Annotated in this window: 21 protein-coding genes; 11 read left to right on the top strand and 10 right to left on the bottom strand. The window is 41.2% G+C overall.

Annotated features, from left to right (window positions below; all coding sequences use genetic code 11):
* Positions 1-139: 139 nt before the first annotated feature.
* Positions 140-826, bottom strand: a complete 687-nt coding sequence (locus B1202_RS14075) for a response regulator (protein ID WP_078191240.1) — start codon at positions 824-826, stop codon at positions 140-142.
* A gap of 12 nt (positions 827-838) precedes the next feature.
* Positions 839-2,515, bottom strand: coding sequence for a sensor histidine kinase efflux regulator BaeS (gene baeS, locus B1202_RS14080; protein WP_078191241.1), 1,677 nt, complete (start codon positions 2,513-2,515; stop codon positions 839-841).
* A gap of 134 nt (positions 2,516-2,649) precedes the next feature.
* Between baeS and B1202_RS14085 the strand changes: the two genes are divergently transcribed.
* The 3 genes from B1202_RS14085 to B1202_RS14095 all read left to right on the top strand — a co-directional run bounded on the left by B1202_RS14085 (position 2,650) and on the right by B1202_RS14095 (position 7,375).
* A complete protein-coding gene (locus tag B1202_RS14085; RefSeq protein WP_078191242.1) occupies positions 2,650-3,279 on the top strand; it encodes a hypothetical protein in 630 nt (209 codons plus the stop codon).
* A 318-nt stretch (positions 3,280-3,597) separates the two neighbouring features.
* The gene (locus B1202_RS14090; RefSeq protein WP_067767735.1) at positions 3,598-5,400 is read left to right on the top strand and encodes an acyl-CoA dehydrogenase C-terminal domain-containing protein; all 1,803 of its coding nucleotides are present in this window, start codon (positions 3,598-3,600) and stop codon (positions 5,398-5,400) included.
* 193 nt (positions 5,401-5,593) lie between these two features.
* Positions 5,594-7,375, top strand: coding sequence for an acyl-CoA dehydrogenase C-terminal domain-containing protein (locus B1202_RS14095; RefSeq protein WP_078191243.1), 1,782 nt, complete (start codon positions 5,594-5,596; stop codon positions 7,373-7,375).
* Positions 7,376-7,494: 119 nt separating this feature from the next.
* On the opposite strand, the gene B1202_RS14100 is transcribed toward B1202_RS14095, so the two are convergent.
* Together B1202_RS14100 and B1202_RS14105 are read right to left on the bottom strand one after the other, a co-directional pair.
* Positions 7,495-8,040 (bottom strand): GNAT family N-acetyltransferase, encoded by a 546-nt coding sequence (locus B1202_RS14100; protein ID WP_078191244.1) that lies wholly within the window; start codon positions 8,038-8,040, stop codon positions 7,495-7,497.
* Between the two features lie 14 nt (positions 8,041-8,054).
* Positions 8,055-8,687 (bottom strand): FMN-binding negative transcriptional regulator, encoded by a 633-nt coding sequence (locus tag B1202_RS14105; RefSeq protein ID WP_078191245.1) that lies wholly within the window; start codon positions 8,685-8,687, stop codon positions 8,055-8,057.
* Between the two features lie 170 nt (positions 8,688-8,857).
* Between B1202_RS14105 and B1202_RS14110 the strand changes: the two genes are divergently transcribed.
* Positions 8,858-9,355, top strand: coding sequence for a phosphate-starvation-inducible protein PsiE (locus tag B1202_RS14110; RefSeq protein ID WP_078191246.1), 498 nt, complete (start codon positions 8,858-8,860; stop codon positions 9,353-9,355).
* A 68-nt stretch (positions 9,356-9,423) separates the two neighbouring features.
* On the opposite strand, the gene B1202_RS14115 is transcribed toward B1202_RS14110, so the two are convergent.
* Positions 9,424-9,888, bottom strand: coding sequence for an RcnB family protein (locus B1202_RS14115; RefSeq protein ID WP_078191247.1), 465 nt, complete (start codon positions 9,886-9,888; stop codon positions 9,424-9,426).
* A gap of 182 nt (positions 9,889-10,070) precedes the next feature.
* Between B1202_RS14115 and B1202_RS14120 the strand changes: the two genes are divergently transcribed.
* Positions 10,071-10,529, top strand: a complete 459-nt coding sequence (locus B1202_RS14120) for a hypothetical protein (RefSeq protein ID WP_078191248.1) — start codon at positions 10,071-10,073, stop codon at positions 10,527-10,529.
* A gap of 88 nt (positions 10,530-10,617) precedes the next feature.
* On the opposite strand, the gene B1202_RS14125 is transcribed toward B1202_RS14120, so the two are convergent.
* Both B1202_RS14125 and znuD read right to left on the bottom strand, forming a co-directional pair.
* Positions 10,618-12,084: a phospholipase D family protein gene (locus tag B1202_RS14125; RefSeq protein ID WP_078191249.1), complete on the bottom strand. Its 1,467-nt coding sequence runs from the start codon at positions 12,082-12,084 to the stop codon at positions 10,618-10,620.
* Between the two features lie 109 nt (positions 12,085-12,193).
* Positions 12,194-14,278 (bottom strand): zinc piracy TonB-dependent receptor ZnuD, encoded by a 2,085-nt coding sequence (gene znuD / locus B1202_RS14130; protein ID WP_078191250.1) that lies wholly within the window; start codon positions 14,276-14,278, stop codon positions 12,194-12,196.
* Between the two features lie 147 nt (positions 14,279-14,425).
* On the opposite strand from znuD, the gene B1202_RS14135 reads away from it, so the two are divergent.
* The 4 genes from B1202_RS14135 (at position 14,426) to B1202_RS14150 (ending at position 18,667) form a co-directional block, all read left to right on the top strand.
* Positions 14,426-15,205, top strand: coding sequence for a DUF4184 family protein (locus B1202_RS14135; RefSeq protein ID WP_078191251.1), 780 nt, complete (start codon positions 14,426-14,428; stop codon positions 15,203-15,205).
* Between the two features lie 160 nt (positions 15,206-15,365).
* A complete protein-coding gene (gene aspS, locus B1202_RS14140; protein WP_078191252.1) occupies positions 15,366-17,150 on the top strand; it encodes an aspartate--tRNA ligase in 1,785 nt (594 codons plus the stop codon).
* A gap of 300 nt (positions 17,151-17,450) precedes the next feature.
* The gene (locus B1202_RS14145; protein ID WP_078191253.1) at positions 17,451-18,317 is read left to right on the top strand and encodes a lysophospholipid acyltransferase family protein; all 867 of its coding nucleotides are present in this window, start codon (positions 17,451-17,453) and stop codon (positions 18,315-18,317) included.
* Positions 18,318-18,442: 125 nt separating this feature from the next.
* Positions 18,443-18,667 carry a hypothetical protein gene (locus B1202_RS14150; RefSeq protein ID WP_067767767.1) on the top strand — a complete coding sequence of 75 codons (225 nt, stop codon included), beginning with the start codon at positions 18,443-18,445 and terminating at the stop codon, positions 18,665-18,667.
* On the opposite strand, the gene B1202_RS14155 is transcribed toward B1202_RS14150, so the two are convergent.
* Positions 18,664-19,626, bottom strand: a complete 963-nt coding sequence (locus B1202_RS14155) for a hypothetical protein (protein WP_143221618.1) — start codon at positions 19,624-19,626, stop codon at positions 18,664-18,666. The two genes, B1202_RS14150 and B1202_RS14155, sit on opposite strands and share 4 nt — an antisense overlap.
* Before the next feature lie 124 nt (positions 19,627-19,750).
* On the opposite strand from B1202_RS14155, the gene B1202_RS14160 reads away from it, so the two are divergent.
* Complete coding sequence (locus B1202_RS14160; protein WP_143221619.1) at positions 19,751-20,794, top strand: polysaccharide pyruvyl transferase family protein; 1,044 nt, start codon at positions 19,751-19,753, stop codon at positions 20,792-20,794.
* Positions 20,795-20,820: 26 nt separating this feature from the next.
* Here the strand turns inward: B1202_RS14160 and B1202_RS14165 are convergent, their stop codons facing one another.
* Positions 20,821-21,489 (bottom strand): SGNH/GDSL hydrolase family protein, encoded by a 669-nt coding sequence (locus tag B1202_RS14165; RefSeq protein WP_078191256.1) that lies wholly within the window; start codon positions 21,487-21,489, stop codon positions 20,821-20,823.
* 102 nt (positions 21,490-21,591) lie between these two features.
* Here B1202_RS14165 and B1202_RS14170 point away from each other — a divergent pair, with 102 nt between their 5' ends.
* Entirely contained in the window at positions 21,592-22,263 is a 672-nt protein-coding gene (locus tag B1202_RS14170) for a hypothetical protein (protein WP_078191257.1), read from the top strand.
* Here the strand turns inward: B1202_RS14170 and B1202_RS14175 are convergent.
* Positions 22,260-23,252 (bottom strand): glycosyltransferase, encoded by a 993-nt coding sequence (locus B1202_RS14175; RefSeq protein ID WP_078191258.1) that lies wholly within the window; start codon positions 23,250-23,252, stop codon positions 22,260-22,262. The genes B1202_RS14170 and B1202_RS14175 overlap by 4 nt on opposite strands.
* Between the last annotated feature and the right edge of the window lies 1 nt (position 23,253).

Here is a 23,253-nt window from a genome sequence, read left to right on the forward strand (position 1 = left end):
ACCAATATTCATTAAATGCGCAAATTTCGCATTTTAAATGCTTATGGATTTTGTTGTTCTTGTTTTTAAAATTAATTTAGCTAGACATGTGACAAAAAAAAACAGGCCGAAGCCTGTCTTTTAAAATTTATAATCTATTTTAATCTTCTGGATATTCAAAACGATAGCCGACGCCATATACGGCTTGAATCCATTCGTGACGGTTTCCAGTTTCAGCCGCATCCGAAATTTTACGGCGCAGGTTTTTAATATGGCTGTCAATCACACGGTCAGCCACTTCAAAACTGTCTGGATTGATATGATCCAGTAACTGCGCACGTGAATACACCTGCCCTACATGCTCTAAAAACAACTCAAGTAAACGAAACTCAGTTGGCGTTAAGCTCAGCGCTTTTTGTTGATACCAAATGCGTTGCTGTGCTTTGTCCATACGGAATAAATCATTCACCTCTGGCTCTGCTTTACGTTCTAAACGACGTAATACCGCTTGCACACGTGCCACCAATTCTTTCGGACTAAATGGTTTGCAGACATAATCGTCAGCACCCATATTGAGCCCCAATACACGGTCAATTTCTTCAGTGCGTGCAGTCACCATAATAATCGGCAAATCAGACTGCTCACGGACTTTACGGCAAATGGTTAAGCCATCCATACGTGGCACCATCAGGTCTAAAATCATCAGACTCGGTTTACGTTGTGTGAAGCTGTCATAGGCTTCTTGCCCATCATGAAACATGCTGACTTCAAAGCCTGCAGCCTCTAGATAATCACGCACCAGCTGTGCAAGTTCCACTTCATCTTCAACCAACATGATATGTTTCATGCATGCTTCCTTTTAATGTTTCATCTGTTTGGGAAATGTCAATTTGCAGCGCAAACCGCCCAATGGAGAATGATCAAAACTCAATTCTCCGCCCAATGCTCTAGCTATTTTTACGGATAACGCCAATCCTAATCCTGTACCACCGGTTGCACGCGTGCGCGAATCATCCACACGATAGAAACGCTCACCTAAACGTGACAACTGTTCATCAGTTAGACCAAATGGGCTGTCATCGACATACACGGTCCAATGCGTTTCATCTTGCTCAGTTTGTACATGCACTTCACCACCGGCTTCCGTATAACGAATACTGTTGCCCAATAAGTTGACCATAATCTGTTTAAAACGGTCTATATCTAATTGTAATGAAGTCCCTTCGCCCGTTGCGGTAATTTTCAAATCGGCTTGCTCAAACTTCGGCTTAAAGCTTTCAACTTCTTGCATCACTACATCCCAAGGATTGAGCGTAGTCAAATAACAATTCAGTTGTTGTGCATCGGCTTGCGCCAAATCCGCCAAATCTTTGGTCAATTTTTTCAAACTACTCACTTGATTGAGCATTGAAGCAAAATGCTCTGGCGTTGGCTTACGAATACCGTCCTGCATCGCCTCAATTTGAGCCTGCAACACGGCCAATGGGGTTTTCAATTCATGTGAAGTATCGGCCACCCATTGACGACGTGACGTTTCATGCTGATCGAGAATCACAGCCAACTGGTTCAATTCATTTGATAAATCGCCGAGTTCATCATTACGGTTCACCGCGACTTGATGTTGATAATTGCCCTTGGTTAACTCACGTGTCCCCATTAACAAACGCTGAATCGGTTTTTTAAAGTAGGTCGCCAATAACAGTGCAGCAATTAAACTTGCAATAAATGTAAGCACATAAACCAATAACAAATAACGTTTTTGCTTACTAAAGAAGTTAATACTGATCGCATCATCTTGCTCGAGTACAGGTTTGAGCCCCAAATACCCCACGATTTGATTATTTACCATAATCGGACGATAAGAAATCTGTTCATCTGTCGGTTCGCCCACAACAAATTGGCGCTGTGCATCATATAAAGATAAACGCGAACTCAAGCCCAAGCGGTCAGGCATTTGAATAAACTGTTTTTTACCACCATTGTTGGTATTGTTTTGAGAGGATTGACCGGCATCTTTATCTTTTTCATCCGCATTCGACTCTTTGGGACGAAATACATTTTGATTCGCACTTAAAGGAAATTTTAAACCTTCAAAGGGTTGAAACTCAGACGGTAAGTTTTGTTCCAGCCATTTCAGCTCTTCAGTTTTTTGTTCTGCCGTTTGCTGTGACGTTGCCAACATCGATGCTGCATTCAAACTATGATCTTGGAAATAGCGCTGCTGCAATGCAATGTCATATTGACGACGCAGCCACCACCGAGAGAGACGATCATAGTCATCTGGCGCTGCCTGCCCTTCAATTTGCAAAATCTGCGCCTGAATCGCATTGCCCCAATCATGATAAACCGTATATACATCGGCTAAATTTTCAATGACATGGTCAAGCTTTTGCATCTCGACATCGGCCACATATTTGGTGAAATTACGCTGCATATTCCAATGCAACACGCCAAGACTTACCGTTGTGATGACGAGCGTCGTCAACAGCACAGTCAGAAACAAGCGTAAGGCAATCGGGATACGACGTATTTTCAAAAGAGAACTCTCATTTTTCTTCTATATTCATTATTGTAGCGAACACGCAACTAAAAAACTCTCCATTGTTTCTACATCTTTATTATTTAATCTTTAACCATCGAAAAAATATCTAATCTGGTGGGGTATAGACTATGAAACAAATGACCAAAATGGCTTTAATCGGTGCAAGCGTATTGAGCATGGGTGCATTAACTGCCTGTCAATCGACAACCGCACCAAAAGATAACGATCATGGCCGTATGATGAAACAACATCATGGTGATCAAGATCGTCGTATGTCACCTGAGCAACGTGAACATTTTAAACAAATGCGTGCCGAGCAACGTCAAGTGTTTGCTGATATGCAAAAAGCCTGCGATGGCAAGGCTACAGGTTCAACAGTTCAAGTAAAAGCTGGCGATAAAAACATTGATGGTACATGTACCATGGTGTTCAAAGCAGACCGTCAAGACATGAAAAAAGCACGTGGTGAACACAAACCAATGCGCGGTGAACATCGCCCAATGCGTGGCGACATGCGTGGTCAGATGCAACGCGGTGAGCCAATGACTGATGCAAAACGTGCAGAACTGACTAAACAGTTTGATCAGCGTTTAGCTGAACGCCAAGCAAAGCAACAAGCGATTATGAAAGCATGCCAAGGCAAGACTGATGGCAGTGCGGTTGCGATTAAAGATGGCGAACAGCAAATCAATGGTAAATGTGAAGTGCGTTTCCAACCTAAAGCCCCTGTTGCCCCAACGCCAGCACCAGTGAAATAATCCAAACTTAGATCGCAATACCATTGCGTAAAAAAAGGCACTCCAAGGAGTGCCTTTTTTATTGGACATATCTTTTTACGCTTTTTGACTATTTGTGTCATTCATTTTCAGCCAAAAGTGTTTACACTCAATGCACTTAGCATTTTCAAGGGATATTTCTTTGACTTTACAGTCACCAACAAATCGCCCTGAAATGCTTGTACCCAATAAGAAGATGTTGCACGATTAGAACCATTCCAATACGTGTCATTGAAGACACGTTCAAATGTTTATTTAGGATTACTAACGCTGGTAGAAACCAGTATTGAGGAAAACGATATGCCACAATACAAAGCGCCCTTACGTGATATGCAATTTGTTCTGCATGAACTTTTAAAAGCAGAAGATCACTATGCACAACTGCCTGCATTTTCTGACACCGTAAGCCGTGAGTTGGTTGACCAATATCTAGAAGCTGCTGCTGACTTCTGTGAAAATGAACTTTCTCCTCTTAACCAAGTCGGCGACCGTGAAGGTTGTACTTGGAATGATGGCGTTGTCACAACACCAACTGGTTTTAAAGAAGCGTATCAAAAATATATCGAACTTGGTTTCCCGTCTTTGTCTGCTGAAGAACAGTATGGCGGTCAAGGTCTACCTGTTTCACTAGGTAACATCATTTCTGAAATGGTGGGTACGTCAAACTGGGCTTGGGGTATGTATCCTGGTCTATCTCATGGTGCTGTACGTACTTTAGAACACCACGGTTCACAAGAACAAAAAGACGCTTACCTGCCTAAACTTGTTTCAGGTGAATGGACAGGTACCATGTGCTTAACAGAATCTCATGCAGGTTCTGACTTAGGTATTATCCGTTCTAAAGCTGAACCGCAAGCGGATGGCAGCTATGCAATTTCTGGCGAGAAAATCTTTATCTCTGCTGGTGAACACGACATGGCTGAAAACATCATCCACATCGTACTTGCTCGTCTTCCAGGCGCACCGAAAGGCACTAAAGGTATTTCATTATTTATTGTTCCTAAATTCAACCTCAATGCTGACGGCACTGTAGGCGAACGCAACGCAGTACGTTGTGGTTCGATTGAACACAAAATGGGTATCCATGGTAACGCGACTTGTGTCATCAACTTTGATAACGCAAAAGGTTTCTTGATTGGCCCTGAAAACCGCGGTCTAAACTGCATGTTCACATTCATGAACACTGCACGTATCGGTACTGCTGTACAAGGCCTTTCAGCTTCTGAAGGCGCTTTCCAAGGTGCGCTGGCTTATGCAAAAGACCGTTTGGCAATGCGTTCACTTTCAGGCCCTAAAGCACCTGAAAAAGAAGCAGATCCAATCATTGTTCACCCTGCTGTACGCAACATGCTCATGACTCAAAAATCATTTGCTGAAGCTGGTCGTGCGCTGGTTTACTTATTGTCTTTCCATGCCGATATCGTGGAACAAGGTGCAACTGAAGAAGAACGTAAATTCTCTGACAACATCTTGTCTCTATTAACACCAATTGCTAAAGCATTCTTAACTGAAACAGGTTCTGAATCTGCGAAACACGGTGTTCAAGTCTTCGGTGGTCATGGTTTCATTTCAGAACACGGTATGGAGCAAATCGTACGTGATACACGTATCTCTTGCTTGTACGAAGGTACGACTGAAATTCAAGCAATTGACTTGTTAGGCCGTAAAGTATTGGGTACTCAAGGTGCAATGTTGAAAGACTTCACCAAGATCATCCATAAATTTGTTGAAGCTAACAAAGACAACGCTGCCATGAAAGAATTTGTTGAGCCGCTTGCTGCGCTAAACAAAGAATGGGGCGACCTAACCATGCAGATTGGTATGAAAGCAATGCAAAACCCTGAAGAAGTGGGTGCTGCTGCGGTCGATTACCTGTACTTCTCTGGTTATGTAACGCTTGCTTACCTATGGGCTCGTATGGCGTTAGTTGCACAAGAAACTTTAGCTGCAGGAACAACAGATGTTGATTTCTACAATGCAAAAGTAACGACTGCTCGCTTCTACTTCAAGAAAATCTTACCGCGCGTTCGTTCTCATGTAGAAGTGATCGCAGGTGGCCTAGATCCTCTTATGGCATTGGATGCAGAACACTTTGCATTCTAATGTGAATATCTAAAGCATATTCAAAAAATTGTACTCTTGAGTGCAGAAATAGAGAAAGGACGGTCATAGCATTGGCAGTCCTTTTTCTTTATAAATAGTCCCATAATTTTACTTTGGTCAATTTTCTCCACGCTTTGTGTCGATACAAATTGCCCTAAGTCCACAGATTCAAACAATAAACAGGTGAACGAACATGCCAATTTATAATGCGCCGCTTGCAGATATGAAATTCATCTTAAATGATGTTTTTAAAGCAGAACAATTCTGGCAAAACAACGAAAATCTTGCTCACGTTGATGCTGCAACTGCAGAAGCCATTCTTGAAGAAATGGCAAAATTTGCGCAAAACGTCACTCATCCTTTAAACCGTACAGGTGATGAAGAAGGCGCAACCTATAGCAATGGCAATGTCACGACTCCTGCTGGTTTTAAAGAAGCATTTAAACAATATGCAGAAGGCGGCTGGATTGGTCTAGGTGCAGACGAAGAATGGGGCGGACAAGGCATGCCAAAAATGCTGACTGTTCTGTCTGACGAAATGCTGTTTGCAACCAACCCATCATTCATGCTCTACCCGCTTCTTTCTGTAGGTGCAGGCATGGCCTTAAACAGCTATGCATCACAAGAGCAAAAAGAAACTTATTTGCCAAAAATGTACACAGGTGAATGGTCAGGCACCATGTGTTTAACTGAACCGCATGCAGGTACAGACTTAGGCATTATCAAAACTAAAGCTGAACGTAATGAAGACGGTACTTATAACATTACTGGTACTAAAATCTTCATCACTGGCGGTGACCACGACCTTTCTGAAAACATCATTCACTTAGTTTTAGCGAAAACACCGGATGCGCCTGCGGGCTCACGTGGTATTTCACTCTTCATCGTACCTAAATTCTTGGTGAATGCAGACGGTTCTCTAGGTGAGCGCAATGCTGCAGGCCCTGGTTCTATTGAACATAAAATGGGGATCAAAGCGTCTGCAACATGTGTGATGAACTTTGACGGCGCAAAAGGCTACCTCGTTGGTAAAGAGAACGAAGGTCTTGCTGCAATGTTCGTGATGATGAACTACGAACGTCTGTCTATGGGTATTCAAGGCCTAGGTGCTTCTGAATTTGCCTACCAAAATGCTGCGCAATATGCGACTGACCGCCTGCAAGGCCGCAGCGCTTCTGGCGTGCAATCCCCAGCAAAACCTGCAGACAGCATCCTTGTACACGGTGATGTACGTCGTATGTTGCTAAATGCACGTGCCAACAATGAAGCATCTCGTGCATTTGCGGTTTATGTCGGTCAACAACTGGACATTACCAAGTTCTCTACTGACCCAGAAGCAGTCAAAGCAGCCAATAACCGTGTTGCGCTGTTAACACCTATTGCGAAAGCGTACTTAACAGATACAGCTTTCCAAGCAACGCTTGATGCTCAAATGGTGTTTGGTGGTCATGGCTTTATTCGTGAATGGGGTATGGAACAATGTATCCGTGACCTACGTATCGCACAGATTTACGAAGGAACCAACGGTGTTCAGTCTCAAGACTTAATTGGTCGTAAAACCATTAAGTGCAATGGTGAATTCATTGCTGAATATATCCAAGAAATCCGTGATTTTGCCAATAACTTAGATGCCAGCTTGAACTACATCAAAGATGCAACCTTAGATGCAGCAGCTGAAGTTGAAGCTGTAACTCAATATGTACTTGAAGCTGCTCGTGAAAACATTGAGTTCCCGAACTCAGCCGCGGTTGATTACCTACATGCTGTAGGCTTACTCAGCTTTGCCTATATGTTTGCCCGCATTGCAGATGCAGCAAAAGACAAAGATGGCGAGTTCTACCAAAACAAACTTGCACTGACTCTTTACTTCACGCAGCGTATTTTACCTGAATTGGCTTTACGTATTGCTAAAGTGAAAGCAGGTTCTGAAGTAATCATGAACTTCTCTGAAGATTACTTTACCAACCAAGCTTAAGCCTCTTTAAGTTTGAAATAAAAAAAGCCCGAATATTCGGGCTTTTTTTTATTCATTTACTACTCTTATTACATAACCACTGAGTACAACTTTTTTCAAAAAATCATAAGAATATTTACTTATTCGCAATCACCTAATTCCATTCGATATGTAAAACAAAGATGGAGCTGATCGTCTAGCATTGGAAATTTAGCCCAATGCGCTTTCTCTTTATCTTGTTTAAACCCTGCCTTCATTAAGACATTTTGTGATGCTAGATGTTCCTCAGCACAAAAAGATGAAACAACATTCGTGACTTGATTCTGCTTTAAATACTTAATTCCCCCAATTAAAGCCTCAGTCATATAACCACAACCATGAAAATTCACCCCTAACCCAAAATGTATTTCTCCATGGTTTTCTTGATTGAAGAAATACAGTAAGCCCATCGCTAAATGCGTATTCTTATCACTAATCACCCATGCAAAATCAGGATTGTTTATCGACCAATAATGATCTGCCCACTTTTCTAAAACACTCTTGGTCTGTTGAATCGTTAAATGTGGCAACCGCTGCAGATACCGAGTTGCGTCTATATTCGAAAAATATGTTTCGTATAATGAAATTTCATCTCCTAACTGATACTTTCTCAGGCATAAACGTTCCGTTTCAATCATATTGGGCATGATTCTTTAGCCTATTATTTCATGGGATAAAATTTTTTGATCGACTCCGCCATTTCAGCATTCGACCTTTCCAAAGCTTTTGCCACATTCATCGCATCTACAGCACTTCGGTTTTGACTGACTTTAAATTTCCCGATCATCGACTGAATATCGATTTCAATCGCTACAATTTTTTCCAGTTGTTCCGCAATAAAATCATGAGGCGCATCGCCCATTTTCCACGGCACGGGTTGGCTAGCTTCATGTTGTCGAGTCAGCCGAGCCAGAACCCCTCGTAAATATTTTTCATGGTCAACTTTACGAATTGTGCCTTTGACATGTACCACGCGGTAATTCCATGTCGGTACAACGCGATGATGCTCCTGTTTTCCTTCATACCAGCTTGGCGAAATATATGCATCATCGGCATGAAAAATCACATAGCCTTGCGCTGACTGATTTAGCAATTCAAACATTGGATTAGCCTTGGCAATATGACCGCGTAATATGCCCAATTCGCCTGACTCAGCATCATATTCTAGTGGTAAATGATTCACTTCCAACTCACCATTGGGTGCAGTCAGTATTACTGTCGCCAAAGCATACTTACGCATAAGATCAATCAGATCAGGGTGTGCATCATGTTTAAAATGCATTGGTTGATACATCGTCTCTTCATTCTTATAGGACAAAATTTAAGCTCAAACTTAACATTAAAAACTTTATTAAACCTAAAAAATATTTTTGTCATATGCGCTTCATGTGCATGAAATTTGCTTGGTATTTAATGACTTGTTCTTCATTGAATATTCACGCAATTTACACAGGAGGAATATATATGACACACCGTGATCCCAAAGTAGAAAAAATCGAAGCCCTCCTCGACCGACTTGGCAATCTTGCTGTAGAAGGTTTTCATTATCTTGCGCTGTTTGTCATCGGCTGTATGATTTTATGGTCTGCGGGTCATACCATTTTTGAAATTATTACAGTTAAACAATTCGCCACGATTGACGATATTTTATTATTGTTTATTTACCTCGAACTCGGTGCCATGGTTGGTATTTATTTTAAAACCAACCACATGCCTGTTCGCTTCCTGATTTATATTGCTATTACTGCCCTGACCCGTTTACTGATTTCGGACATTCAACATGACCATAAAGCGGATATGGGCTTGGTCATAACTACAGGTTCGATCCTCATCCTTGCTGTGGCCATTATGATTGTGCGCTATGCCTCTTGGACCTATCCTTCGGTTATTCGAGATAAGCATTCCGAGAAGCCACTGCCTGAAGGAAAAACCCCTCGCCCACAGGATGATGAATTAGCATAAACACTAAATCGTTCCCTCTCCTTTTAGGAGATGAGTAGCACTGCTACGCAAGGGAGAGGTTATAAACCTTATCTATTAGGCACCAGCACATAGCGACCATTTTCAAAGATCCAGTACATGCCACTTGGGGGTGCCGGTAAACCGATCCGTTTCCAATCACTGATAAAAGTATAGGTCGAACTGGAAATACTGGCACTGGCAGGATCGCCATTGACCCAACTATAGCTCTGCGAATTTTGAGTAATCGTGGTTGGTGCATTGTATTGAATGCTAATGCCACTCTGTGGATACTGCGGATAAGGTCTATTTGGATATTGCGGATAAACCGGCGGACGACTTGGATACTGAGGATAATGTTGAGGATAATTCGGCGCATGCTGCGGATAGCCAGGCCGATTCATCGACGGTGGACGGTGTTGTGGCTTTGACGTATCTACACCTTGGTAGTTTGCCCATTTGTTTTCCGCAAAAGTACTGGCTGAAGCACTGATCAGCATCACACCTGCAATCGCATAGAATAATGTGGTTTTCACTTAAGCTCTCCTCGACGGTTTATACGCTCAGTATAAATTCCATTGTAGGAGAAAAAATGAATAAAAATCCATCAAGTGCAATAATTTGTTAAATCATCCACGCGATTCGGATCAGCAGATGATGCACTCGATTTTCGACGGAATATGCTAAGATGCCTTTTATTTCGTAGTGGATCAACGCTGTGCCTGAATTAAGTTTTGACCGACTTCATCAATTTTTTTCTAAAGTTCCAAGTATTCAAGAACAACTGATTGACTCGTACGGAACCGATGGTAAAACTGCTTGGTGGTTTAAATTTCAAATCAATGTCGACCATCCTTTGGCATGGCAAACTGTTCAAGAGTTGGGTCACGTTTTAAATTATATTTCTAAGAACGAACGTTTACCGACACAGTTTTTACCTGTTTCTCCACCCCCATATATGAATGGTGAAGCCAAACAATTTTTATCATGGGTGATTCAATGTAACCATGCCGATTTTCCACCAGATGTCATCTGTGACTGGTTAGAAGCACGTTTACCGCAACCGGTAGATGATGCCGATAAATGGAAAATCAAAACCGATATTAAAGAATTGGATCAAATGACGGATAAGGATTTAGATCAAATCGTTCCGCCAAATCCTGAACCGAAGAATTAAAACTGATTAAATCCCTCCTAACCTCCCTTTAAAAAAGGGAGAAAAGTCCCTCTTTTTAAAAGAGGGATTTAGGGAGATTAAGACAATTCTAAAAAGTAGATACTCCGCTCCATTCCATAAAGCGATACAACACATATTTCAACTTAGAGTCATCGGCATACGTGTCATAATCCACACTCATTTGCTTACCATCACGGTTTGACCAAGCCGTATTAAAATACTGATTTGCCTCTTTAAAGACTTGAGCGTCTTTCAAACCGATCACGCGTAAATCAGTTTCTAAATTATAGTTTTTCAGGTTACGCGCTGTGAAATTGGCAGAACCTAAAATCATATCTGCCTGATAGGCTGTTCGTTTTAAAATCATCTTGCTATGGCACTGCTCACCTTGGGTATTACACCAACGTACATCAATACCGGCATCATGTAATTCAGAAGCAACTGGACGGTTTGGAATACCATTTTTGGTTCGACCAAAAGCATCTTTATTCGGATCGAGTAATACACGCACTTTCACGCCACGCTCATGTGCAGCAATGAGTGCTTTAATAATTTTACGTTCTGACAAGTAGAACATGGCGATATCAATTTCAGTTCCAGCTTTCTTCGCGCTATCAATTAAGTCGAGTGTGGCATCATAAATTGCTTTTTCAGTCAGCACTTGAACCTGTGGCTGAGTTTTCGCGGCTTCAACATCTTTAATCACCACAAATGGAATATTGGCTTTAGACATCATGCCTACAGCTTGCTCAGTCTTTAACAAGTCAATCGCAGTCATGCCTTTGACGGTTAAGGCCACATTGGAATGTCGTGAGCTACCATCATGTGGATTCATAGAGGTGACCAAACCTTTCCAACCGTCAACGGTATCTACCACCAAGGTTTTACGATGATTGGCTTTAAAGTTAAAAAGATCCATATAACTGCGGATCGTCACCTTTTCGGTTCCCAATGGGTTCGGTAACCAGCCTTTTTCAGGATTATTGCCAATATCTTGACAGCAGATATACCAAAAACCTGACCATGCTGGATTGGACGCACGAAGCGGCACCAAATTGGTTTCCATCAACTCAACCCCCCCTTGCCGTAATTGACGATAATGCTCGGGTTGAATGCCGCCATAGACCGAATTGACCGGGTCAGTAATCACAAAAATTTCCACTTGAGGAGATAGTCGACGCTTCAAAATCAGCGCATCGGTCAGCTCCTGTGTTAATTGTTCATGTTTTAATTGCGAGTCGCCAACTTGCGGATTAAAAAGAAACATATCTAACACAATGGTCGACTGTGCTTCTTCAATCATTTTCAGCATTTCTTTAAAAATGCGATGTTCCTGTTGCTGCTTTCCTTGCGCATCGATATAGGTTTCATCCACTAAAAAGTTCACTTCGGCATGGCGAAGTTTTCCCGTGTAGTTCAGCCCTTCTGGGAGTGGTTTTAGCGTGTGATAGGTTGCCGATGCCAAATAACCTAAAACCAATAAACCAATGACCACACCCACATAGCGACGACGTGACCAATTGAGCTTGTGATGTATTCGTTGAATGATGCGCATAAGAAAAAACCTAGTCTAATGAGCTCAGACTAGGTTTTATTCATTGATTTTTCAAGAGGATTTCTGTGACTTTACCTAGACTTACTTAGAAAAGTCTGTGCAAATTCAATTAGAAACCAAATTCAAGACCAACCGTAAAATTACGACCAACTTGAGGAATATTGGCAAGGAATGACGTGTGAGAGTAAACATCTTCATCCAATAAATTATTGGCTTTGAAATAGACTCGATAATCATTTTGATCTTTCAACTGACCACTATAGGCCACACCCAAGTTCACCATGTTGTAGCCATCTGTTTCACGCTCAAATGCAGTGATTTTGTCTTGTTTGAATACATGTGAATATTCTGCAAGACCTGACCAACCATCGGCAAAGTCAACATCGACCTTGGTTCCTAAGCGCCCTGCAGGCACACGTGGCGCATTTTCACCATCAATTTTGCCGCGAACATAATCACCAAAGACACTCAGCTTATACATATCATTGATGGCATAGCCTACTTGAGCTTCCGCGCCATAGAACTTGGCTTTGTCTTGGGTGTAATCAACTAAGCGGAAGTTTCCAAAATTATCTTTGGTTGCTGCATAAATGTAGTTGTCGTACCAGTTGTGGTACACATGAACGTGATAATCCAACTGATCTTTTTCATAATGGAAACCTAATTCTAGATTATTGGATTTTTCAACATCTAGATTTTCATTCCCACGTTCATAGGTATTGGTCGCAAAATGCTTGCCATCTGCATACAGCTCTTGCGCCAATGGCAACCGCTCTTGATGAGAACCCACCAAGGACAATTTATAATTTGGTGCAAACGCCCAATTCACAGCACCTGAATAAGAGATGCCATAATCATCATAATCTTTTTGTGCAGAATCGATTTGTATTTTCTGCTGATCGACACGGGCGCCCAGCTCGACATGAAAATCACCAAATTGTTTATGCTCTAAACCAAACACACTCCATTTTTGGGTTTTATTTGGGTTCATCAATGACTCTTCACCACTGATATTGAGCTTTTGCTGATTGTATTGTGCGCCAATCACCCCTTCCCAATCCGCAATCGGGTTATGCACTAACTCTAAACGACCATCGTAACCTTTACTTTTAAAGGTCGTTGCCGCTGTATCGCCTTCAATTTCGTCATGTTGATAATCGGTATAACTTGCATGTGCACGGAGTTTTTGGAAGCCCGCAAACGGATTCGCAAGTTCGGTACGGAAATCATAACGTTCTGACTTTAAGTCGACCCATGGGCCTGCGGCATCATGATCGTGATCATGTTCGTCATGCGCTGAATGATCATGTTCATCGGTATGCCCATGGTTATCATGACCATCACAGTGTAGATGGTCATCATGTGGATGACAGCTTTCATATTCATGACTATGACCTGGCAGGCCATATTGGTCTTGACGGTTGCTATAAGACAGTCCAGCAAAACCACGATCATGAATCCATGACGCGCCCACACTGACATTTTGCCCTTCTGCAAAAGTGTTGCCAACGCGGCGTTCTTTTTCTAATTCTCCATCATGATCATGAAAATAATTGGGTGCAATATAGTCATTGGCTTTACGTTTCGAACCTTCTATACGGATGGCAAATTGCTCACCTAAAGCAGCCGTCACACCGGCACTCGCCAATTTTTCATCACTGCCTGAGTTATAACGAACCCCAACTTGCCCTTCATAACCTTTATCAGGAACCGCCGTTGGAATTTTCTGATCCGTCACATTGACCAAACCGCCAACTGTGCCTGCCGCGTATAACAGTGTTGATGGCCCACGGATGACTTCAATTTGTTTTGCCAAAATCGGATCAACAGTAACCGCATGATCAGGGGATAAGGTCGAAACATCTGCAGTTTCTGAAGCATGTTCTAAGACTTTGACACGAGGGCCATCTTGGCCACGTAGCACAGGACGACTTGAACCTGCACCAAACTGATTTGAATATACACCCGGCTGTCCCGCTAGCGCATCACCAATTGTGACGCCACCTTGTGCAAGGGCCTTATGTTGAATGACATTATCGGCAACAGCAAAATCTGCCGCACTTTGGTTTAAAGGATGGACCTGAACATTAATAGCTTCGAGCTTTTGTACCTGTTGTTCTGGATCATCGGCATAAAGGTTGGGTGCAATCACTGCAAAAATCGAAACAGTTATTAAATTCTTATGAAAAGACATGTTGGAGAGACTCAAATCAGGCTATTTTTGAATAATGTTATAATATAACATTTCATTCGTTTTGCAATAAAAAACATTCCAATCTGCCCAAATCATATACACTCACCTATACCACATTGTATTTATTCATATATTTATTTTAGTTCAATGCCTTTTACCATATCCCATGCTGTACTCGCACCGCCTATTTCCAAATTAAGCGGAAATCGCCTGCCTATTGCAGCACTCGCAATTGGTAGCATGGTGCCAGATTTATTCCGTTTATTTACCAATGCTGACTATGCAGGTTCACATCAATGGTCGGGGTTAATTGTTCCAAACTTAATCCTAGGTTTGCTGTTTTGTGTGCTGTGGTATGTGCTTTATCGCCCGATGTTATTTGCTTTTTTTGGTTTAAATAAGCCGCTGCATCTACAGAGTCTTAATCAATTCTGTGGGTTTATACTCAGTCTCATCCTCGCTCTCATCATTGGAACTTCGACGCATATTATTTGGGATGGATTGACCCATGTTGACTTTCGTACCTTTGCATTTAAGGATCTATTGAGTCTACCGATTCAATTTTTTGGTCATTCATATCCTCTACATCGCGTGTTGCAAATTGGATTATCTGGATTGGCACTCCCCGTTTTGGCATGGATGATTTATCGTCATCATCTTCATTATCGAAGTACTGTAAACGTCCCCACAACCATCAAGGTCTATGTATATGGTTTAGCAGTCCTGTCTTTAGCTACGGGCATCGCAAGTTATTTTTATTATGCTGACAGTATTTATTCAGATGCATTTGTACATGACCTGTATGCCTATGTCGGCAAGGCTATTAATTATTTTTTCCGTGCATTTTTAGCCACGCTTAGCCTCGGTAGTCTGATATTTCTGATCTTAAGCAAGAGCACTAACATTTTTTCTACGTCATCGGCTTAAGCCCTTCATTGACCGAAAATTTGCTGTAAATTTGGCTGTTTTAGCAATAAGTCCTTGTGACAAAACAGCCAAAAAGAGGCATAATCCCCTATTCGAATAAAAGCGGTACGCTGTTTACGTATTCGCTGACCTTAACCCATATAGTTGGATTTCTAACGCTATGATGCGAACTCATTACTGCGGCTCACTTACTGAAGCCCAAATCGACCAAACCGTTACATTATGCGGTTGGGTTCACCGTCGCCGTGACCACGGTGGTGTAATCTTCCTTGACATGCGCGACCGTGATGGCCTTGTTCAAGTGGTGATTGACCCTGATACTCCTGAAGCTTTCGCGACTGCTGATAAATCACGTTCAGAATTCGTATTAAAAATTACAGGCCGTGTGCGTCGTCGTTACGAAGGTACTGAAAACGCGAATATCGTGAGTGGTCAAATCGAAGTTTTAGGCAAAGAAATTGAAGTTCTTGCTGCGTCTGAAACTCCTCCATTCCCATTGAATGACGAAAATACCAATATTTCTGAAGAAGTACGTTTGAAATATCGTTTCCTCGATATTCGTCGTCCAGAAATGTTAGATCGTTTACGTTTCCGTTCTAAATTGACTAACCTGATTCGTAACTACTTCGAAGAAAATGGTTTCCTAGACGTTGAAACACCGATTTTGACTCGTGCGACTCCTGAAGGTGCACGTGACTATTTAGTACCAAGTCGTGTTTCTAATGGTAGCTTCTACGCGCTTCCACAATCTCCGCAATTGTTCAAACAGTTGTTGATGGTTGGCGGTATTGATCGTTACTACCAAATTGCTAAATGTTTCCGTGATGAAGACTTACGTGCTGACCGTCAGCCTGAATTCACACAAATCGACGTTGAAACATCGTTCATGAGTGACGATGACATCATGGATTTAATGGAACGTTTAACGGTTAAGATGTTCAAAGAACTTCTTAATGTTGAATTCGACAAATTCCCTCGCATGACTTATGCAGACGCAATGCGTGACTATGCATCTGACAAGCCTGATATGCGTATTCCTTTGAAATTGGTTGACGTTGCAGACATGATGCAAGACGTTGAGTTCAAAGTATTCGCAGGTCCTGCTAAAGATCCTAAAGGCCGTATTGTTGCGCTTCGCGTACCAGGTGCTGGCGCGCTTCCACGTAGCCAAATCGACGAATACACTAAATTCGTTGGCATTTATGGCGCGAAAGGTTTGGCTTACATCAAAGTCAACGAGCTTGAAAAAGGCATCGAAGGTCTTCAATCTCCAATCGTTAAATTTATCGAGCCAATCGTACTTGATCTATTGAAACGCGTTGGTGCTGAAAATGGCGACATCGTATTCTTTGGTGCGGACAAAGCGAAAATCGTAAATGATGCGATGGGTGCTTTACGTATTAAAGTCGGTCACGACATGAAACTTGCAACTTGTGAGTGGGCGCCACTTTGGGTTGTTGACTTCCCAATGTTCGAAGAAACTGATGACGGCAAATGGACGTCTGTTCACCACCCATTCACGCTGCCAAAATCAAGCGTTGAAGAAGTGAAGAACAACCCAGGTGCTGCATTGTCTGTTGCTTACGATATGGTATTGAACGGTACTGAAATCGGTGGTGGTTCACTTCGTATCTTCAACCTAGAAATGCAAAAAGCGATCTTTGAAGCGCTTGGCATTGGTGAAGAAGAAGCAGAAGAGAAATTCAGCTTCTTATTAAATGCGTTGAAATTCGGTGCGCCTCCTCACGGTGGTTTAGCATTCGGTCTAGACCGTTTAGTGATGTTGATGACTGGTGCATCTTCTATCCGTGACGTGATTGCATTCCCGAAAACTAAGACTGCGGAATGTCCTTTAACTCAAGCGCCTGCGCCAGTTGAAGCAAACCAATTACGTGACCTTGGTATCCGTTTACGTGAAAAACCAAAAGCAGAAGAAGCTAAATAATATTTAGTCTCACCTGTTAAAAAACCCTGCGCTATGCAGGGTTTTTTATTTCGACCTACAAAAGATCGTTCAAAACCTACAAAACATAAATTAAAGATTTGATTTACTTTGCTAATATCAAAACGCTTCAACTACGTTATGATGTTGCACCACATCCTTTGAGCAATGGACGGCTCAATTTCCCACTTCCGATTATTTTGTTTTTAGATTCAGATCTTTTGTACTTTTTCACTGAAAAAGTCCGGTCTCTTGGCAAAATTTATTTTATTCCATGCTGTAAATTTTGAGACCTTGTGATCTATGTACTTTATATTCAAAATCATCGCGCTATTGCCACTTTGGCTGTTACAAAACTTGGCCTTGATGATCGCGTTTATTCTTGACCTGTTTAACTCATCAATCAAACGTATCACTAGCATCAATATTCAACTAGCCTACCCAGATTTTTCAGAGACAGCGCAGAGACAGCTCGTCAGTCAAAGTATCCGCAGCCAATGCCTGACCTATATTGAATTTATTAAATGTTGGGGGATGCCGCCGAGTTATAGCCTGAGCTTATTGAAAAACATTTATAGTGAAAATATCCTCACGGAAGCACTTGCGAATAAAAAAGGTGTCATTGTTGTGGTTCCGCATTTTGGCTGTTGGGAACTACTCAATGCATGGCTAAACCTCTATACAGAACCGATGATTATGTATAAACCAAATAAAAATAAAGGGATTAATCGTTATCTTTTAGAAGCACGTGAGAAGTTTAATGCAACCTTAGTCCCGACAGATGAAACAGGAATCCGTGCTATTTTTAAACATTTGAAACAAGGTGGTCTAACGGTGATTTTACCAGACCATTTGCCAAAGCCTTCGGGCGGCATTTATTCCAATTTTTTTGGGCAAAATACTTTATCGATCACACTGGTTTCAAAGCTTGCTGCAAAAACCCAATGTAATGTCATCGGCTTAAGTTGTATCCGACAACCTGACTTAAGGCACTTTGATGTGCATTGCCAAACCTTAGCAGACGAGATTTTATCTAAAGATTTACAACCCTCTGTCGACGCATTGAACATCGCGATGCAAGACATCATTAACCAAGCACCAGAACAGTATATCTGGTCTTATAAACGCTTTCGGGTCTGCTTAGGCAACATCAATATGTACCGTAAATGAAGGTGATCTGAACAGAACTCAACCTTAAGATTTGTGTATCACGGGCTTGGATTAATCTTATTCAATTGAGATCGATTATCGACAGTGGCATAATAGCTTCAATTTCCACTTTAAGTGATTCTCCTATGGCTATGCGTCCTGAAGTCCGTCGTCGTGCAATCGTGTTGATTGTTTTTTCTGTCGTACAATGGTTGTTCATGCGCTACATTTTAGCCAACGAATTATTTAACTTAACCACCTATAACCGTATTGTTTTATTCTGTGTCAGCAGCCTTGCAGGTGCATTATTAATCTTTGTCGGTTTGATTTATATGGTGTTGAAAGGTAATGCGGATCGCACTGAAGATTAATTCAGTGCTCTCTCGGTTGTTTCCAAACTGATCACGTGTTGTGCTGTATTCCAGATTTCATTGCATTCTTGCCATTTCGCATGACTTACAAAGTGCGACTCATCTAAACGTATAAATGCCCCTGCTGCACCATAAAGCTGTGTCAGGGTGTCGATAGCAGTCGAACGTATCGAATAATAACGCTCAAAACACCAGCCCTGCTCATACTGAAAAAGCTCTAAAATCGTATCATATTTCAAAATTTCATAGCCCATGCTTTCAATCGCTTGAACGGTACTTTCACTCAGATATCGATGTGGCGCATAGTATAAATGTCGATCTTCTAATTGCTGTTTAAGCGATTTTAAAATACTTAAATACTCAGCTTCCGACTTAAGATATGTTCCCACAAGATTCGAACCAATGACTAAATCGCAACCATTTTTTGTCTCTAGCGCACGAGCGTTTTGTTTAAAGATCCGATAATCATTGATCGTCACCAGATGTGTAGTTTCTAAATCGTCATACAAGGTAAATAATTGGATTTTTTTTAAAACTTCAGGGTTTTGTTTAATCCCGAACAACCCTTGTGATCGATCTTTTGTGTAGTAAGTGCCCTGATTTAGATGTTCCACAATCATCCGAGTTTCATTACCATCATCGATTAACCAATAATTTTTTGCATTCAAACTATTCATGAGATGCAGTGGAATATGCGGAATCATCCCTGTAAAAATATCGTCATATTGACTATGATCTGGAAAATACTTTTTCAACTGAAATGCATAAAACTTCTTTTTCCACCCCATAAAAGGTTGATATACAATACGATTCCAGCCCTGAAGTGTCTGTAACATCTGTTGCATCATGCGATGGTCTCGCAGTGAACCATAAACCACTAACAGTTCATTTTGCGAATCGGCTTGATGAAACCGTTGCATTGCCTCAAAGGCATTAAATAACTGTAATGGGGTCCGCACAATAAACAATCGTTTTATCATCACTATTACACTATATTAAGGGTTGAGGCAGAATGATTTGCCCACCAAAATTAAACGTTATGATTTCCAATGCCATTTTGATCTTGAACAATAGGTAACCTTTTTGAAACACTTTTTTATTCTCAATGATACCCGTACCAACCTACACCATGGTTGCGAAGTCGTAATGAATAATCTGTACAGTCTAATACAGAAAAATCATCCTGATGCGAAGTTTTCTCAACTTTGTACGGGGCAAACGATTTCTGAAGAAAAATGGCTTGAGTTATTAAAAGATATCGATATTGTCCTGATCAATGGAGAAGGTACACTGCATGATGCAGCACCTTTTGGTGAGTTTCTCCTCAAACTTGGATCTATCGCCAAACAACAAGGCAAACCTGTATTTCTGCTGAATAGCACTTGGGAAAATAACCCAACGTCATGGAATGAACTGATTCAAGATTTTGATGGGCTCTATGTACGCGATAAAAAAAGTTTAGCAACGTTGCAGCCGCAGCATCCACATTGTGAATATGCCGCCGATTTAACCTTTTATTCGAGTCATCAGTTTAATCCAACCCATACAACAGAATCAGCAACAACACGTCCTGCTCAAGTCATTGTGAATGATTCGGTGTATAGCCATGTCAGTGATGCCCTATTTGCCTATGCTGAAAAGCAACGCTTTGACTATCATCCGATCACCAAAAACTTGCCCTTAGATGCGCAGACGATTGGCTACAATCCAAAAAAAATGAAGAAATTAAAACAATATAATCTTCTTTCTAAATTCACCTTTGGGCTGTATAAACCACGTCGTTATTATCAAGACTTTAATTATTGTATTGATGACACACAGGCTTTTAAGCAAAAAATGCTCGCTAGTGATTTAGTAATCACCGGTCGTTATCACTGCTTATGTTTTTGTTTACAGATGCAAATCCCTGTGCTGATCGTGGCATCAAATACCTCTAAAACGCATAACCTGCTCAATGACGCACAGGTGACAGATCGCCATATTCGTCTAGAAGATTTAAATCAACTGAGTCTTGAACAACTTTATGCAAAGGCAAAATTTAGCGATGAAGAAAAGCTCAGACTTCAGTCCTTTGATCAGCAAACCAAGTTAAAACATGAACAGATTTTTAGCCAAATTTGTGCCTAAAAAAAGCCGCTCATTGAGCGGCTTTTTTATTGCGATTCAGCTTGTCGAATCGCGGCTAACGCAGCATCCGTCACAACTTGCTGACCTTGAGATGATAAATGGGTTGAATCATCATAGTTATTAACCAGGTCTTGATTCAATACTTCATAATTAGGGACATACAGTACACGTTTACCATCACTCAAATCTTTCAGTGCTTGGTTGTATTTGAGAATACGTGGTTCACGTGATTTATCTTTATTCGGATAAGTTTCAACTAAAAGAATATATTGAGCTTTGCTGTGATCAATCATATAACGAATATTATCGATATACTCTTGATATGGCACAACATTCGTTTCGCCTACAACATTATGCCAATGAATTTTTCGTGCATATTTCTTAATTTTTTTGACGATTTTTCTCAGGAATTTACGCCATGGTGAATCTGGATAATACAGGACAAAAGGTGAACCTTTGAATGTCAACCAACTGTCTACCCCACCAAATTGAATGCTAATCACATCTGCTTCAGCGACATTTTTCAGATTAAAAAATTGAATGCCTTCACGTGTACTCGACATGGTATAACCATAGTTTTCAAGTGCCCAGCCTTGTGCCTGTGCAATACGTTCAGGATATGCATTACCGATGTTGTGTACTTCACCAGCGGTATTACAACCACCTAAAGCAACATAACGAAGTGGATTGCCCATTCTTTTTTCCAATCTCAGCGAATACGACATTATACGCTACAAAATCAGCCATGTTACACTATCGTGAATCGTTCAAATTTATTTCATTTGATGTGAGTCCACATGCAAGCAAATTTCGGCCTATCTTCAGAAACTTATCATGTTCATCCAGAAAGCTTAATCACTTTATCGCAGCGTGATTTTTCTTTTCAAGGTGATCATTTAGGTTGTGATGCGGTTGTTCTTTTAGCGTGTGAAGCAAACCAGCATCAAGACTGTATTATCTATTTAAAGTCAGAGACTTCATTAGAGCAAGATCGTATACGTACGCGTTTTGCGTTCCAAACCGAAGGTTTTTTGTTTAACTTTTTTGGTTCATTTATTAAAAAAATTCGCTCTCGCCGCCAAAATTTTGGTTCTCATAGCTATCGTATTTTACTCAGTGACATTACAGAAAATGCGTTAGAGCGAAATATTAAAACGCCTGAAACAGCATACAACTGGACGAGCCGTCGTTGGAAGCTGGATGAAGATAAACGTCAGGAACGCTACAGTAAACTGGAAAACTCTTTTAAAGATTCGGGTTATGACTTCAACTTTCCAATGCACATCATGTTATGCCGTTCTATGGGGGTAAAAGATAAGCTGAATCAAGGACATCATCGTATTATGTTCTGTAAAATTTACGGCATTACAGAAGTGAGTACCAAATTTATTAGTTCAGCCTACATGCCACCAGTGTTTCAGCCATTCTTTAAAAAGTTCATCGAAGTCACTAACTATAAACAAGTTTAAGCAGCCTGACTCGCAATCGCCTGCCTATATACATGTTCTGTATTCAAGAGCATGTGCTCGATGGTTAAATGCTGCTGTGCTAAATCAAATGCATCCTGAAAAACAGACTCAGGATGCTCCAAGGCGCAATAGCGTTTGATCAGTTGTTGTAAAGCATCGACATCATTCGTTTCACATAACCACGTTTCGGAAAGAAACTCAGGCATCATCCCAACGCGGGTTCCAAAAACAGGTCGGTTTAATAATAAAGCTTCACCCAAAGTGTAAGGACCACCTTCACGTAAAGACGAGACGATAAGAGCTTCATGCTCACTGATCTGCTGTTGTATCTCTTCACAAAATCCGATGAGCTGAACCCGATCGGATAAATCTAAATCTTGAATAAGCTGCTCTAATAACAGACGCTGTTCCCCTTCGCCTGCAATCGTCAACTGATGAGGAATGTCTTGCCAAGCTTGAAGTAAAACATCGAAACCTTTCACCTCATTTAAGCGACCAACTGCAATGAATTTACGATTCTTTTGAAATTCTTGAGGAACGATCTTCAGTTCAACACCGTTATATACCACTGAAGTTTTGGATGGATTTTCCAATTGATTTTTTAGCTGTTCACTCACCACAATAATATGATCAAATGATTGATTCATTTGATTCTTTTTCTTTTGACCATGAACCGTCACGACACAAGGGAAAGCAAATGATTGGACCATTCCATGCACAAATTGGGCTGTTTTTGCTGCATGTACATGTAATACATCTGGCAGAGTTTCAATAATTTTCTTTTTTAACTGATACTTTGTCCAAGGGTTATGCCGACTTCCACTCAAATCCATTTTTACAACATTCACTTTTGCATCGAGTAAATGAGCAAAACGCTCATGCGCAATCAAGCTGACCTGATTGTTTTGGCTTAACCCATTCGCCAATTCAATCACATGCTTTTCTAGACCACCATCTTCAGCACTGGCCATGACTAATGTAATACGCATG

Origin of the sequence: Acinetobacter amyesii, assembly GCF_002018365.1 — a bacterium.
GTDB lineage: Bacteria > Pseudomonadota > Gammaproteobacteria > Pseudomonadales > Moraxellaceae > Acinetobacter > Acinetobacter amyesii.

Excerpts from the sequence above, each read along its gene's own strand:
- B1202_RS14075 (WP_078191240.1), bottom strand. The coding sequence starts at position 826 with ATGAAACATATCATGTTGGTTGAAGATGAAGTGGAACTTGCACAGCTG.
- B1202_RS14085 (WP_078191242.1), top strand. The coding sequence starts at position 2,650 with ATGAAACAAATGACCAAAATGGCTTTAATCGGTGCAAGCGTATTGAGC.
- B1202_RS14090 (WP_067767735.1), top strand. The coding sequence starts at position 3,598 with ATGCCACAATACAAAGCGCCCTTACGTGATATGCAATTTGTTCTGCAT.
- B1202_RS14095 (WP_078191243.1), top strand. The coding sequence starts at position 5,594 with ATGCCAATTTATAATGCGCCGCTTGCAGATATGAAATTCATCTTAAAT.
- B1202_RS14100 (WP_078191244.1), bottom strand. The coding sequence starts at position 8,040 with ATGCCCAATATGATTGAAACGGAACGTTTATGCCTGAGAAAGTATCAG.
- B1202_RS14105 (WP_078191245.1), bottom strand. The coding sequence starts at position 8,687 with ATGTATCAACCAATGCATTTTAAACATGATGCACACCCTGATCTGATT.
- B1202_RS14110 (WP_078191246.1), top strand. The coding sequence starts at position 8,858 with ATGACACACCGTGATCCCAAAGTAGAAAAAATCGAAGCCCTCCTCGAC.
- B1202_RS14125 (WP_078191249.1), bottom strand. The coding sequence starts at position 12,084 with ATGCGCATCATTCAACGAATACATCACAAGCTCAATTGGTCACGTCGT.
- znuD (WP_078191250.1), bottom strand. The coding sequence starts at position 14,278 with ATGTCTTTTCATAAGAATTTAATAACTGTTTCGATTTTTGCAGTGATT.
- B1202_RS14135 (WP_078191251.1), top strand. The coding sequence starts at position 14,426 with ATGCCTTTTACCATATCCCATGCTGTACTCGCACCGCCTATTTCCAAA.
- aspS (WP_078191252.1), top strand. The coding sequence starts at position 15,366 with ATGATGCGAACTCATTACTGCGGCTCACTTACTGAAGCCCAAATCGAC.
- B1202_RS14145 (WP_078191253.1), top strand. The coding sequence starts at position 17,451 with ATGTACTTTATATTCAAAATCATCGCGCTATTGCCACTTTGGCTGTTA.
- B1202_RS14150 (WP_067767767.1), top strand. The coding sequence starts at position 18,443 with ATGGCTATGCGTCCTGAAGTCCGTCGTCGTGCAATCGTGTTGATTGTT.
- B1202_RS14165 (WP_078191256.1), bottom strand. The coding sequence starts at position 21,489 with ATGGGCAATCCACTTCGTTATGTTGCTTTAGGTGGTTGTAATACCGCT.
- B1202_RS14170 (WP_078191257.1), top strand. The coding sequence starts at position 21,592 with ATGCAAGCAAATTTCGGCCTATCTTCAGAAACTTATCATGTTCATCCA.
- B1202_RS14175 (WP_078191258.1), bottom strand. The coding sequence starts at position 23,252 with ATGCGTATTACATTAGTCATGGCCAGTGCTGAAGATGGTGGTCTAGAA.